At 69.2% G+C, this 14,238-nt stretch carries 11 protein-coding genes; 9 read left to right on the top strand and 2 right to left on the bottom strand.

The features are described from left to right. Positions 1-58: 58 nt before the first annotated feature. The 6 genes from FKR81_RS11975 (at position 59) to FKR81_RS11950 (ending at position 5,010) form a co-directional block, all read left to right on the top strand. The gene (locus tag FKR81_RS11975; RefSeq protein ID WP_235921471.1) at positions 59-682 is read left to right on the top strand and encodes a TetR/AcrR family transcriptional regulator; all 624 of its coding nucleotides are present in this window, start codon (positions 59-61) and stop codon (positions 680-682) included. Positions 683-762: 80 nt separating this feature from the next. Continuing rightward, the gene (locus tag FKR81_RS11970) at positions 763-1,386 is read left to right on the top strand and encodes a TetR/AcrR family transcriptional regulator (protein ID WP_186762925.1); all 624 of its coding nucleotides are present in this window, start codon (positions 763-765) and stop codon (positions 1,384-1,386) included. Between the two features lie 50 nt (positions 1,387-1,436). Continuing rightward, the gene (locus tag FKR81_RS11965) at positions 1,437-2,204 is read left to right on the top strand and encodes an SDR family NAD(P)-dependent oxidoreductase (protein WP_146351068.1); all 768 of its coding nucleotides are present in this window, start codon (positions 1,437-1,439) and stop codon (positions 2,202-2,204) included. Then, positions 2,201-2,926: an SDR family NAD(P)-dependent oxidoreductase gene (locus FKR81_RS11960; protein ID WP_146351067.1), complete on the top strand. Its 726-nt coding sequence runs from the start codon at positions 2,201-2,203 to the stop codon at positions 2,924-2,926. Before FKR81_RS11965 ends, FKR81_RS11960 begins: the two co-directional genes overlap by 4 nt. A gap of 8 nt (positions 2,927-2,934) precedes the next feature. Then, entirely contained in the window at positions 2,935-3,357 is a 423-nt protein-coding gene (locus FKR81_RS11955; protein ID WP_146351066.1) for a DUF3237 domain-containing protein, read from the top strand. Positions 3,358-3,426: 69 nt separating this feature from the next. Beyond that, positions 3,427-5,010, top strand: a complete 1,584-nt coding sequence (locus tag FKR81_RS11950) for an alpha/beta fold hydrolase (protein ID WP_146351065.1) — start codon at positions 3,427-3,429, stop codon at positions 5,008-5,010. A 1,001-nt stretch (positions 5,011-6,011) separates the two neighbouring features. Here the strand turns inward: FKR81_RS11950 and FKR81_RS11945 are convergent. After that, entirely contained in the window at positions 6,012-7,232 is a 1,221-nt protein-coding gene (locus FKR81_RS11945) for a serine hydrolase domain-containing protein (protein WP_186762924.1), read from the bottom strand. Positions 7,233-7,435: 203 nt separating this feature from the next. On the opposite strand from FKR81_RS11945, the gene FKR81_RS11940 reads away from it, so the two are divergent. Continuing rightward, entirely contained in the window at positions 7,436-10,273 is a 2,838-nt protein-coding gene (locus FKR81_RS11940) for a helix-turn-helix transcriptional regulator (protein ID WP_186762923.1), read from the top strand. Here FKR81_RS11940 and FKR81_RS11935 read toward each other — a convergent pair. Then, complete coding sequence (locus FKR81_RS11935) at positions 10,270-11,220, bottom strand: MASE1 domain-containing protein (protein WP_222598232.1); 951 nt, start codon at positions 11,218-11,220, stop codon at positions 10,270-10,272. The two genes, FKR81_RS11940 and FKR81_RS11935, sit on opposite strands and share 4 nt — an antisense overlap. A gap of 97 nt (positions 11,221-11,317) precedes the next feature. Between FKR81_RS11935 and FKR81_RS11930 the strand changes: the two genes are divergently transcribed. Both FKR81_RS11930 and FKR81_RS11925 read left to right on the top strand, forming a co-directional pair. Continuing rightward, a complete protein-coding gene (locus FKR81_RS11930) occupies positions 11,318-12,067 on the top strand; it encodes a quinone oxidoreductase family protein (protein ID WP_146351061.1) in 750 nt (249 codons plus the stop codon). Positions 12,068-12,077: 10 nt separating this feature from the next. Then, a complete protein-coding gene (locus tag FKR81_RS11925) occupies positions 12,078-14,216 on the top strand; it encodes a molybdopterin oxidoreductase family protein (protein WP_146351060.1) in 2,139 nt (712 codons plus the stop codon). Positions 14,217-14,238 lie beyond the last annotated feature (22 nt).

The raw sequence follows: 14,238 nt of genomic DNA, 5'->3' as shown, positions 1-14,238 counted from the left end.
CGGGTCGTGCCGATCACGTGAAGCCCTTGTGACACCTGGGTAAGGCAGAATGATCTCCGTGGAGCCGAGGAAGGTGGGCAGGCCGAGGGCGACCGGGGTGTCCGGCGACTCGCGGCGGGACCTGCTGGACGCGGCGGCCGAGCTGTTCACCACGCGGGGCTACGCAGCGACGTCCACTCGGGCGATCGCCCAGCGCGCCGGACTGAGGCAGGCCTCGCTGTACCACTACTTCGGCGGCAAGGACGACGTGCTCGCCGAGCTGCTCGAGGCCACGGTGCTGCCGTCGCTGCAACGCGCGGAGGAACTGGGCGCGCTCGACGTGCCGCCGATGGTGAAGCTGTGGGCGTTGAGCGAGTTCGACATCGCACTTCTCTGCGGCGGTGCGCACAACCTCGGCGCGCTCTACCTCCTGCCCGAGCTGAACTCCGAGCGTTTCGCACGGTTTCGTGCCGAACGAGCGGCACTCAAAGTGGCCTACGGAGAGTTGGTTGACGGCCCTGAAGTGCGCGTCGATCTCGTGTTCGGCTTGGTCGAAGGCGTGATTCTGACGAGGCGCGAGAAAGCCATTTCGGAAGTCGCCGACTTCGCCGCGGCGGGTGCGGACGCGTGCGTGCGGGTCGCCGGGTGCGCCGAGGACGACCTTCCCGAGGTTCGGGCGGCTGGTCTGCGTCTTTGCCGCTGAATCGATCCTGTGGCGGGGCCGCTTTCACGGCGGCCGGGCGGTACATCAAGATGTTCGCCATGTCCCAACGCTCGGCCCCCGTGAGTCAAGCCGGATCGAGGCGCAAGCGAAGTAAAGGTGATCTTACTTCGCAGGCCATTCTCGACACGGCTGAACGGTTGCTGGAAACGAAGCCGCTCGACGAGATCGCGGTCGACGAGCTGACTTCGGGCGCGGGCATCTCGAGATCCACCTTCTATTTCCATTTCGAATCACGCGAGGCAGTGCTGTACGCGCTGTCCGAACGCGTTTCCGAAGGGCTGTACGAGTCGGCGGCCATGTGGCTGCGCCGGGGGAGCGAACCGCCGGAGGACTCGATCCGCCGCGCGATCGCCGCGACGGTCGGCCTGTGGCGCCAGCACGGCCCGGTGCTGCGGGCCGCGGTGCGCGCGCGGGACACGAACTCGATGATGCGCGAGTTCTGGGCCGAGGTCGCGCACCGGTTCATCGACGCGACCGCGCAGCAGATCGAGATCGAACGCGCGGCGGGCGTCGCGACGGCAGGCCCGCCCAGTGCGCGCGGGCTGGCCACCGTGCTGATCAGCATGAACGAGGCCGCCTGCTTCAACCTCACGCTCGGCAGGAAGTCCGCGGCGCGTGATCGCGAGCTCGTGGACACGCTCACATCGGTGTGGTTCCGGTCGGTGTACGGGGTTTCGCAGTAGATAACGCTCACCGCTTTCGACTCGACACGGTGTCGATTAACTTCGGCACCATGTCGAGCAATCCGTTCTCCCTGGTAGGGCATGTCGCACTGGTCACGGGTGGTACCCGTGGCATCGGTCTCGCGACTGTGCGCGGCCTCGCCCGCGCCGGTGCGAGCATCGCCGTGGTCGCCCGCACCGCGGAGGCCACGAAGCAGGTCACGGCCGAGATCGAGCGCGAGTTCGAGGTCGAGGCGCTCCCCGTGGTCGCGGACGTCGGCCACGAAGACGAGATCGCGGGCATCGTCGAGTCGGTGACGGCGCGGTTCGGCCGGATCGACGTGCTGGTGAACAACGCGGGCGCGAGCCCGCCGTTCGGCGCGATGATCGACGTGACGCCGAAGCTCTTCGACAAGATCATGGCCGTCAACGTTCGCGCGCCGTTGAGCCTGACGCGCGAGGCGGTCAGGGCCGGCCTCGGACACGGTGGCGGTTCGGTCATCAACATCGTGTCCGCGGCAGGTCTGAAGGCCGAGCCGTTCATGGGCCTGTACTCGGCGGCCAAGGCGGCGATGATCAGCGCGACGAAGACGCTGGCGCGCGAGCTCGGCCCGCAGGGCATCAGGGTCAACGCGGTCGCGCCCGGTGTGATCAACACCGACTTCTCGAAGCTGATCGTCGAGACGCCCGAGCTGCACAAGGCCGTCATCGGCAAGACCGCGCTGGGCCGGGTCGGCGAGGCGGACGAGGTCGCGGGTTCGGTGGTGTGGCTGGCTTCGGCCGCGGCGTCGTACACGACCGGGTCGATCATCGTCGTCGACGGCGGGACAGTCGCGTGAGCACCGCGTTCGTGACCGGAGGTGGATCCGGCATCGGCGCCGCGGTCTGCCGCAGGCTCGCGAAGGAAGGCCATTCGGTCGTGGTCGCGGACATCGACGTCGCGAACGCGGAGCTGGTCGCCGAGGAGATCGGAGGGGTCGCGGTGACGCTCGACGTCGCCGACACCGACTCCGTCTACGCGGTGATCGCGTCGATCGGCGAGGTCGACGTGCTGATCAACAACGCGGGCGCCTCGCGGTTCGCGTTCTTCCTCGACACCACGCGCGCCGACTGGGACTTCGTGCTCGGCGTGAACCTGCTCGGCGCGATGACGTGCACGCACGCCGTCCTGCCCGGCATGCACGCGCGGCGGCGCGGTGTGATCGTCAACGTGTCCAGCGAGGCGGGCCGCGGCGGGACCATCGCGGGCGCCGCGTACTCCGCGGCCAAAGCGGGGTTGATCGGTTTCACCAAGGCGATCGCGCAGGAGTCCACGCGCTACGGCGTGCGGTGCAACGCGGTCGCGCCCGGCCCGGTGGACACCCAGCTGCTCAACGGTTCCGCGTCCGACGCGGGCACGCTCGGCGCGCGGCTGCGCCAGGGGATGATCGACGCGACGACCATGAAGCGCAGCGGCACCCCCGACGAGATCGCCGGTGCGATCGCCTTCCTGGTGTCCGACGACGCCTCCTTCATCACCGGGCACACCCTCGCCGTCAGCGGCGGCCTTTCCATGATCTGAGGTCATTCGTGAGCATCGAACTCGTTCCGCTCGGCACCATGACGGCGGACCTGCGCCGTCCGCACTACCTCCCCAAGACGCCGGTGGGCGACCGGCTCGTCTACGAGGTGGAGTCCGGCGCCATCACCGGGGAGCGGTTGTCCGGCAAGATGAAGGGCTCGTCAACGGCCGACTGGCTGGTGATCGGACCCGACGGCACCGCGACCCTCGACGTGCGCTCGGTGCTGGAGACCGACGACGGCGCGTTGATCTTCATCCACTACACCGGGCGCACCGACGTCTCCGGTGGTCCGGGCAGCTCACCGATGTACGCGGCGCCGCTGTTCGAGACCGGCGACGACCGGTACCGCTGGTTGAACAAGGTGCAGGCGGTCGCGAAGGGCCGTTTGGACGGCATGACCCTCACGTACGAACTTTTCGAGGTGCGGTAGCGACGATCGTAGGGTTCCGGCGCGCTCCTCCGATGAATACGTTTTCGCAGACGTTGATCGGAGGAATTCGTGCGCAATTCACGCTGGGGCGCAGCGGCGTTGGTCGCTCCGCTCGCCGCTTCACTCGTCGTCGCGTCCGCCTCATCCGCCCAGGCGGCCGACTACCCCAAGCGTTTGGAGCCCTTCTACACCCAGGCGGTCAGCTGGGCGGAGTGCCCGGCCGGATGGGTCACCCCGTCCACCGGTGTCGAGTGCGCGACGGTGATCGTGCCAGTCGACTACAAGAACCCCGACGACGGCAGCCTGGAGATCGCGATCTCCCGCAAGAAGGCCGGTGACCCGGCCCGCAGACGGGGCATCCTGTTCACCAACCCCGGTGGTCCGGGAGGCAGCGGCCTGCGCCTGGTGAACTGGTTCGACGGCCAGGAGGCCCGCCAGGTCTACGACGTGATCGGCATGGACCCGCGCGGCGTCGGCCGGTCGACGAACCTGCTGTGCATCAGCACCGGGTCCGACGACGAGTTCCCCACGCGGCCCACCGAGGCGCAGCTGTCCAACTGGACCGACTACGCGCGGGCGCAGGAGGTCAACTGCCAGCGCGGCGGCGGCGAGATGCGGCGGTTCATCAACACGATGAACACCGCTCGCGACATGGACGTCGTGCGCGGGGCGTTGGGGGAGAAGAAGCTCAACTACGTCGGGTATTCCTACGGGACGCATCTCGGCTCGGTGTACGGGACGCTGTTCCCGACCAAGCTCGACCGGTCCGTTCTGGACTCCGCGCTCGACCCCAACAAGACGTGGCACGGGTCCGACCCCGATGTCGTCGACTCCATGGTGTTCAACTTCCGCAAGTGGGCGGAGTGGACCGCGGCCCGCAACTCCACGTTCGGGCTGGGTACTTCTTACGCCGCGGTGCGCGCTGAGGTCGAGAAGATCGCGCAGAAGCTGGTCGCCGGGCCGTACGGCGGGTACACGAACCAGTCGCAGTTCGACAACGCCGCTGGGGCTTCCACGCGGTATCGGCGGACGTGGGCCTCGTTCTCGCGGCACGTGCAGTCGTTGAAGGTCGGTACTGCTGATCCCGCTGAGACTCAGGCCATGAACAAGGCCATCTCGGCGATGGACATCGAGCCGACTTCGCCTGGTACGTACTACGCGGTCACGTGTGAGTGGGACTGGTCCACCGATGTTCAGTCGTACTACGCGGACATGCGGCGGTATCGGGACAACCACCCGTACGGTGGGACTGTTGAGTACGGGGCTCCGCAGAACTGCACCTTCCGGGGGTTCACGCGGCCTGAGTTGATTCCTGCCATTACGCGGAAGTACCCGACTGGGCTGGTGATCAACTCTGACGGGGACACTCAGACTCCGTACGCCAATGGGCAGGCCATGGCTGAGCACCTTCGGGAGCCGTTGATCTCCGTGTCCAATGACGGGCAGCACGGGCATTATGCGTTGCGGGGCAACGCTTGTGTGGACAAGATCGTGAACAAGTACCTCGTGTCTGGGGTTCTTCCTGCTTCTCGTACTACCTGTGCGGGTACTGATGTTGCGGAGAACGTTGCTCCTGGGCAGGTTGGGGTTGCTTCCGTTAAGCCGTTGAGTGCGTTGTTCACCGAGATTGGGCAGGCTCCTCAGCCGTTCTGACGTGGTTGAGGTGTTGCGGGGCTGGTCGGCGTTGCCGGCTGGCCCCGCTTTGTTTGCTGCTTGCTGCCGGTGGTTGTTGCTTGTTGCCTGTGCGTGGGCCGGGATTGTCGGTGGTGCGTGGTTGGGTATGTGCAAGGGGGTCTTCTCGCGGGGGGACGCCTGGTTGGTGCTGCTGTTGGGGTAAGTGGGTGGGGCGCTGCCCCTTGCCCCCGCCGGGGCTCCGCCCCGGACCCCGGCACCACCGGAGGTCCCTGGTTGCTTTTCGTAGATGGTTGCTTTGGTGGTGGGGTCTCCGTACGGCGCACCAGAGGCAGCCATATTTTTAGGGCGGGGTCAAGACAAAAAGACGTCTTGACCCCGCCCTAAAAATATGGCAGGGCTTCGCCTGCGCCGTACGGAGACCCCACCACCCCGTGGTTTGTTGCGCCTTCGGCGCCTCTTGGTGCTCGCCTTCGGCTTCGTGCCTTCGGCGATCGCTGGCTTTGGGACGGCTCGCCTCCGGCATCGCGGACTTGGGGTGCCCGCCTTCGGTGTCGCCGCTTGGCCCGTGGCGCCTTCGGTGTCGCCGCTTGGCCCGTGGCGCCTTCGGCTTCGCCGCCTGGCCCTGCTTGCCTTCGGCTTCGTCGCCTGACCTCTGGCGCCTTCGGTGTCCGCCCGTCTACCCGGTACCCGGCGCCGCTGTAGTTGCCGTGGCGCAGACACACCGGCATCGCGGGCATGGGCTGCTTGCCCTCGGCGTCGCCGCGTGGCCCTGCTTGCCTTCGGCTTCGCGGCCTGACCTCTGGCGCCTTCGGCGTCCGCCGCCTACCTGGGTACCCGGCGCCGCCGTAGTGGTCGTGGCGCAGACACACCGGCATCGCGGCAGCGCCCGCAGCCCGGCCTGGGGAGTTCTCCCAGCAGCATCGACACGCGGCCCACGCACCCCGGCCCTGTGGGCAACCTGCGCACATGAAACAGGGCTGCCCCCGCGTCGTTGCGAGGGCAGCCCTGAGCGGGTGGGATCAGGCGAACCAGGCGCCGCCGCCGGTTTGGCGGTAGCCCAGTGCGCGGTAGACGGCGTCCACGAGGGACTGGCCGCGCTCGTTGATGGCCAGGCCTGGGCCCTGGCGGTTCATGGCGTAGCCGAAGGACAGGCGTGCCCGTGGGTCGGCGAAGCCGAGGGAGCCGCCCATGCCGCTGTGGCCGAAGGCTTCTTCGGGGACCAGCCAGCCCTCGCGGTCGTTGGGGGCCAGGTAGGTGTTGTCGGCCGCCTTCTGGAAGCCCAGTGCGAAGCGGGACGGGACGCTCACCACTGCGTCCATGCCGGACGAGCTCACGGCCGACATCTGTGGGATCTGCTCCTCGGACACCAGGCGCACGCCGTTGTAGGAACCGCCTAGTGCGAGCGGGCGGTAGAGGGCGGCCAGGCCTCGGGCGTTCGAGATGCCGCCGATGGCGCCCATCTCGGCTGCGTGTGCGGCGCGGGAGTCGGATTCGCCGGGGGCCATGTAGCCGCCGTTGTTGAGCAGCATCATGCCCGCCGTCGACTCCGGCTGGGTCAGGGCCGTGATGTACAGCGTCGGCAGCAGGATGCCGGGCTGGGTCGGGTCGACGGGGATGGTGTGCGACACCAGTGGCTCTAGGTCTTCGGGGAGGCCCAGCCAGAAGTCGAGGCCCAGCGGGCCTGAGACCTCCTTCTCGAAGAAGGAGCCGAGTGAGACGCCGGTGACGCGGCGGACGACCTCGCCCACCAGGAAGCCGAAGGTCAGGCCGTGGTAGCCGTGGCGGGTGCCGGGCTCCCACAGGGGCGAGGCGGCGGCCAGAGCCGTTGTCATGGCCTCCCAGTCGTAGAACGCGCCCGCCGGCAGCCACTCGCTGAGTGCGGGGAGGCCGACCGAGTGGTTGAGCAGGTGGCGGACGAGGACGTTCTCCTTGCCGTTCTGGGCGAACTCCGGCCAGTAGTAGGAGACGGGGGCGTTCAGGTCGAGGAGTCCGCGCGAGGCGAGGATGTGGGCGCACAGCGAGGTGGCGCCCTTGGTGCACGACCAGACGTGCACGACGGTGTCTTCGGTCCACGGGCGGGACGTCGCGGGGTCGGCGACGCCTCCCCACAGGTCTACGACGGGAGCACCGTCGATGGTCACGTGGACGGATGCGCCCACCTCGCCACGCTCGGCGAAGTTGCGTTCGAACTCACTCCGGACCTCGCTGAACTGCGGGTCACAAGTTCCCTGGATCGACATTGACCCTCTCCTCGTCCGGGGCTGCGGCGGCGGCCATTTCGTTGTGCAGGCAAATGCCATCACTGAGAGGAACCACGGATTAGTAGGGAACACTTAGCGGCTAACGTGTTCGCCCTCACACCGGGTGAAGTGCCTACGCTGAGTGGTCGTTCGGGCACGCAAACCGCCACTTGTCGAACAGATACACCCACATGGAAGACTGGGTGCCTTACCGCCAGGGCTGTCGGGAGGTAGCAGTCATCGTCGACACGCCGACCCGGAGCGCGGTGATGCCGCTCGTCGGACGAGAACCAGAGCTGAAGGCCGTGCTCGACTGCGTCGACCGCGCGCCCGCCACGGGGCTCGTCGCGGTCAGGGTGTCGGGTGAGCCGGGCATCGGGAAGACGAGCCTGCTCGCCGAGCTCGCGCGCAGGCTCAAGGATCGGCGCTACGGCGTGCTCGTCTCGGACTCCGACGTGCTCGGCAGGCGCATCCCGTACGGCGCGATCGTCGCGGCTCTGCGCAGCGCCACCTCGCGCGGGCCGCTCGACAAGGTGCGCGCGGAAGCGCTCGCCGCGCTCGACCTCAGCGACGCCGAGGACACCGGTGCGTGGTTCGGCCGCGCGGCGGAGCGCATGGTCCGCCTGCTCACGGAGATGGCGTCGGCTCATCCGACGGCATTGCTCGTCGACGACCTCGATCACGTGGACGACGACTCTCTGGCGCTGCTCACCCTGGTGCTCCGACGCGTGTCCGCCGCTCCTCTTGTCCTCGTCGTGGCCAGCCGCTCTCATTCGAACGAGGACAACACCGCGGCCGAGGAGCTGCTCGACCGATTGGAGCAGCACGCAGAGGTTATGCGCGTAGAGCTCGCTCCGCTGACCGGACCAGACGTGGCGCGCATCGTCGAGGCCGTCCTCGAGTCGCCGGTCGACGACGCACTGGCCCGTGAAGTGCATCAACGCGCCGACGGCAACCCGTTCTTCGCCACCGAGATCGCCCGCTCGTTGCGCGAGCTCGACCTGGTGACGGTCGACGGCAACCGCGCGCGGCTGGCCGTGAGCCCCAACGCCATCCGGCTCACCCGCCGCGAGGCCGTGCTGCGCCGCGTCGCACCGCTGACGCACGACACCCGCGCGGTCGCACGGGCGGTCGCCGTGTTCCGCCGCGTCCGGATCGACCAGATCGGCCTGCTCGCCCGCGTCGCCTCGCTGCCGGAGGCCACCGTCGTCGAGGCGTTCGACGACCTGCTGCGCGCGGCGATCGTCGTCCGCGACGACGACCAGGGCTACCGGTTCTCGCACGCGCTGGTGGGGGAGGCGCTCTACCAGGAGGTCGGCCCCGCGCAGCGCCGCCACCTGCACAGCCTCATCAGCTCACGCCTCATGGACGACCGCGCCCAGGGCCTTCCCGTCGACCTGCTCCAGCTCGCGTGGCACCTCGCCGAGTCGGCCGCGCCCGGCGACCTGGTCGCGGTGAGCGTCCTCGCCGAGGCCGCCGCGCTCGCCCGCGGCAGCGCCCCCGAGACTGCGGCCGGGTTGTGCGGCCGCGCGCTGCAACTGTTGCCGCACAACGCACCCGAGCGCGCCGAGCTGCTGGCGTTGCAGTGCCGCGTGCTGGCGCGCGCGTCCCGTCCGGCGGCTGCGATCGGACCGGGCCAGATCGCGCTCGCCGAACTGCCGCCCGGCACGGAACGCGGCCGCGTCGCGACGGCGTTGATCGCGAGCCTGTTCTCCGTCGGCAGACTGGCCGAGGCGATGGAGCTGGCCGACCGCGAGGTCGCCGCCGGCGAGGTCCCGGCCGCCCTGCACGCCCAGCGCGCGCTGCTGCTGATCTTCCACGGCCGCTACGACGACGCGCTCGCCGAGGCCGACGGCATCGAGCACCTCCCGATCTCGTCACCCGCCGAGGGCGTCGTGGTGTTCGAGCAGCTGGCGATGCTCACGTCGATGCTGTTCCGCCACGACGAGACCGTCGAGTACTCGAACCGCGCGCTCCGGGCGAGCGAGGGCCAGCCGATGCTCGAGTTCCAGGCGCTGGCCGTGTGCGCGTCGACCGGCGCGCTCGCCGGACTCGTGCACGACGCGTCGTGGCGCGTGCGCCGGGCCGAGGAGCTGATGGAGCAGGTCGGCGCCCACGGGTTCCGCGGCGAGCTGAACACCGCGCGCGTCGCGCTCGACTGGCTCGGCGGCCGCTGGGACACCGCGCTCGACCGCATCGGTCGCGTGGTCCCCGAGATGGAGGCCAGCCAGGAAGTCATGATGCTCGAGGCGATGCGCGCCATCGAGCTGGACATCCGCACGTGGCGCGGCGAGCTCGACGTCGCGGCCCGCCTCGCCGCGCTCAGCCCGCCGACCGCGGCGAACATGTCGCGGATGCACGCGCTCGCCATGTCCGGCTACCTCATCGCAAAGGGCGAGCTCACCCACGCGCGTGAGCTGATCGACCTGGCCGTCGGCATCAACGTCGAGGCCGCGTACAGCTGCGTGCTCATGGCCAGGCTGATCGAGCTGGACCTGGAGGTCGGCGACCTCGACGCCGCGAAGCGCACCCTCGCGCAGCTGCACGAGGTGTCCGCGACGCGGGTCTCGCCGTGGTCGCGCACCGCGACCCGCCGCGTCACCGGCCTCGTCAACCACGACGTCGAGATGCTGCACAGCGCGATCAACGAGGCCGAGACCGGCGGCCTCGAGTTCGAGAAGGCACGCGCGCAGCTCGCGCTGGGCGAGGTCGACCCGTCCGCCGTCCCGACCCTCGTCGAGGCGTACACGACGTTCCAGCGGCTCGGCGCGCACGGCCTGCGCCGCCAGGCGGGCAACCGGTTGCGCGTGCTCGGTGCGAAGGTGCCGCGCGCCCGGTCGAAGACGCCCGGCCTGCTCACCGAGGCCGAGGAGAACGTCGCGCGGCTCGTCCAGCAGGGCATGCGCAACCGCGACATCGCCGCCGCGCTGCACTACAGCCCGCGCACCATCGAGGTGTACCTGTCGCGGATCTACGCGAAGCTGCACGTCTCGTCACGCCTGGAGCTCGCCCGCGTGCTGGACACGATGCAGCAGCGTTAGGTAGGTGGGACGACCCGGCCGAGGCTCGTCCGAACGTCCTTGCCCTGGTAGCGCGCCACCGTGTCCGCGAGCTGCTCGCAGGCGTGCTCGATGGCGCGCCGCGCCTCGTTGCGCTCACTGGTGATCGCGGACAGCAGCAACCCGGTCAGCGCGATGCTGCCGTTGAACAGCTGCAGCACGATCATGGTCGTGAGCACGCTCGCGTTCGGCGCGAAGTAGCCGTCCGATGCCGTCAGCACGGCGATCGTCGACACGATCAGCGCGCACGGCGCCGCCCCCGCGTGCTGGAAGCGCAGCGCGGCCCAGATCAGCAGCGGGAACACCAGGAACAGCAGCCGCAGCTGCGTCGACGTCACGAACATCGTGAGACCGATCGTCGCGGTCAGCAGCAGCACCGCCTCGGCCACGCGACGGCGCTGGATCCGCCAGCTGTGGCGCAACGTCAGCAGCAGCGGCGCGAACACCAGGACACCCATCGCGTCACCGGTCCACCACACCGACCACGCCGCCGGGTACTCGCTCCACGGCAGCGCCCCGGCGACCTTCAGCGACGTGACGCCCATGGTCGCGCTGACCGCCATCCCGCCGAACGCGCCGACGAACACCAGCGCCAGCGCGTCCCGCAGCCGGTCCAGCTCGATCCGGAAGCCGACCCGTCTGAGCAGCAGATATGCGACGAACGGCGCCAGGGTGTTGCCCGCGGTGATGAGCAGGACGCTCAGCAGGTTCGGCCCGAGGCCGATGTTGACGCAGAACGCGCCGAGCGCGATGCCCGGCCACATGCGGCCGCCCGCGAGCAGCAACGCGGCCAGCGAGATGCCGGTCGGCAGCCACAACGGGGTGACCTGTCCGCGCACGAGGGCGAGCACCAGCCCCACCTGTGCGGTCGCGTAGTAGGCGGCGGCCACCGCCAGGACCGTGAGTGCGGTGCGTACTCCGGCGTTCACCGATCTCATGCTGCTCCTGCGTTCAGCGGCTCGCCATCGTTAGTTGTCGTGGAAGCCGCACTACTGACCGGTACTCACCTGGACGTTCGATGTGACCATGCGCACAGGCCAGGGGAACGGTCACGAGACCATCCGCGTCAGCCGATCCGGAGGGACCGAGGTCGTCGGCACCACCGAGGACGGCCGCCGGGTGGTGGCGCTCGCCCTGGACACCCCTGACGACGCGACGGTCACCGTATCGGAGCGTCTGGTCTTCCCGGTTTCGGGCGGGATAACGGACGGTCAGGCGCTGACGCTGGTGCGCGACGGCACGACCGCCTGGCACCTGCTGCGCACGTGCGCCCACCTGCGGCCGGACGAGACGATCGTGGTGCACGACGCCATGGGCGGCGTCGGGTCGCTCGCCGTGCAGCTGGCGCGGTCGTTCGGCGCGGGCAAGGTCATCGCGACCGAGACGTCGCAGCTGCGCCGCCGCCGGGCCGTGAAGCTCGGCGCCGACGTGGCCGTCGAAGCGTGCCACGAGGACCTGGCCGCGCGGCTCGTCGAGGCCAACGACGGGCGGCCGGTTGACGTCGTACTCGATCCAGGTGGCATGTTCGGACCGTCATTGGACGCCGTCGCCCCGTTCGGCCGGGTCGTCTGCCACGGTGCCGACCAGTGCGAGTCCGTTGAGCTGAAACGACTGCACGCGGGCTCGCGCGCTGTCATCGGATTCTGGTTCGCGCACTGCCTCGAACGGCCGGACATGATCGCCCGTGCACTCAGTGAGCTGTTCGGGTTGACCTCGGCTGGGCGATTGCGTCCTCTGGTGGACGACGACTACTCGTTGAAAGAAGCCAGCCGGTAAGAGGGGAAGCATGAGGACCGAATACACGACCTGCCCACTGTGTGAGGCGACCTGCGGGCTCGAGCTCACCATCGAGGACGACCGCATCACTCGCGTGCGCGGCGACCGGCAGGACGAGTTCAGCAAGGGCTTCATCTGCCCCAAGGGTGCCTCGCTCGGCCAGCTCGACGCGGACCCGGACCGGCTCGCCGGGCCGGTCGTCAAGCGCGACGGCGAGTTCGTGCCGGTGTCGTGGGACGAGGCGTTCCGCATCGTCGACGAGAAGCTGAACTCCTACGCCGACCGCAACCAGATCGCCATCTACCTGGGCAACCCGGTGGTGCACTCGCTGGCGGGCGGCCTGTACGCCGGTCCGCTGCGCAAGGCTCTCCGGTCGCGCAACGTGTTCACCGCGTCGACCGTCGACCAGATGCCGAAGCACGTGTCGTGCGGGTACATGTACGGCAGCATCTTCTCGATCCCGGTGCCGGACATCGACCGCACCGACTTCATGCTCATCCTCGGCGCGGACCCGTTCTCCTCCAACGGAAGCCTGTGGACCGTGCCGGACGCGCCCGGCAGGCTGAAGGCGTTGCAGAAGCGCGGCGGCTCGTTCGTCGTCGTCGACCCGCGCCGTTCGCGGACCGCGGCGGCCGCTGACGAGCACGTGCCGATCCAGCCGGGCACGGACGTGTTCCTGCTGCTGGCGCTGATCCACGAGGTGTTCGCGTCGTCGCTGGTCTCACTCGGCCGGCTCGAGGAGCACGTCGCCGGTGTCGACGAGGTGCGCGCGCTGGTCGCGGACTTCAGCCCGGACGCGGTGTCGGCTCGGTGCGGCATCCCGGCCGAGACGATTCGTTCGCTGGCGCAGCGGATCGCCGCCGCGCCGCGTGCCGCGGTGTACGGCCGGATCGGCACGACCACCGTGGACTACGGCACCGTCGGCAGCTGGGCCGTCGACGTGCTGAACGCGCTGACCGGCAACCTGGACAGCCCCGGCGGCATGATGTTCCCGCTGCCGGTGCACTCGAAGCGCGGGCGCGGCACCGGTTCGGGCTTCGAGACGGGCCGCTGGACGAGCCGTGTGCGCGGCTACCCCGAGATCATGGGCGAGCTCCCGGCCGTCACGATGGCCGACGAGATCGAGACGCCGGGGGAGGGGCAGGTCCGCGCGCTGATCACCGTCGGCGGCAACCCGGCGCTGTCCGTGCCCAACTCCGCGCGCCTGAACGAGGCACTGTCCTCTTTGGAGTTCATGGTCTCGGTCGATCCGTACCTGAACGAGACGACGCGGCACGCGGACGTGATCCTGCCGCCACCGCCTCCTTCCCGTCGTGACCACTACGACCTGGCGTTCTTCAACAACGCGGTGCGCAACGTCGCGAAGTACTCGCGCGCCGTGATTCCGCTGGAGCAGGGCAGGCTCGACGAGACGGACATCTTCTTCCGCCTCACCACGATCCTGCTGGGCATGGGCCCCGCAGCCGACCTGGACGCGATCGCGGCGTTCCAGCTGGCTTCGTTGCAGGAGAAGGCGGGCACCTCCTTCGAGCTCGACGGCATCACCCGCGAGGAGCGCCTGCTCGACTTCAAGCTGCGCACCGGCGCGTACGGCGTTTCTCTGCAGCAGCTGCTGGACAACCCGCACGGCATCGACCTCGGCCCGCTGTGCGAGCGGATCCCGGAGATCCTGCGCACGCCGTCCGGCAAGATCGAGCTGGCGCCCGCGTTCATCGCGGCCGACATCCCGCGCGTGCTGGCCGGTCTGTCCACTGTGGAGGAGGGCATGGTCCTCGTCGGCCGCCGCCACCTGCGCACCAACAACTCCTGGATGCACAACGTGCCGAGCCTGGTCAAGGGCAAGCAGCTGTGCACCCTGCTGGTCAACACCGATGACGCCTCCCGCCTCGGCCTGGTCGACGGCGGAGCGGCACAGGTCACCTCCCGCGTGGGGAAGGTCGAGGTCACCGTCGAGGTGACCGACGACATCTCGCGCGGCGTGGTGAGCATGCCGCACGGATGGGGTCACGACCAGCCGGGCACGCGGTTGACCGTCGCACGCGAGCACGCCGGCGTGAACGTCAACCTCATCACCGACGACCTCCGTCTGGACCCGCTCTCCGGAACCGCCGTGCTGAACGGCATCCGAGTGCAGGTCATGCCCGCCTGATTCACGTTCACGAGGAGCCGCC

This window comes from Lentzea tibetensis, from assembly GCF_007845675.1.
GTDB lineage: Bacteria > Actinomycetota > Actinomycetes > Mycobacteriales > Pseudonocardiaceae > Lentzea > Lentzea tibetensis.
The sequence above is the reverse complement of the archived record's forward strand: the minus strand, read 5'-3'. Positions and strand labels throughout refer to the sequence as shown.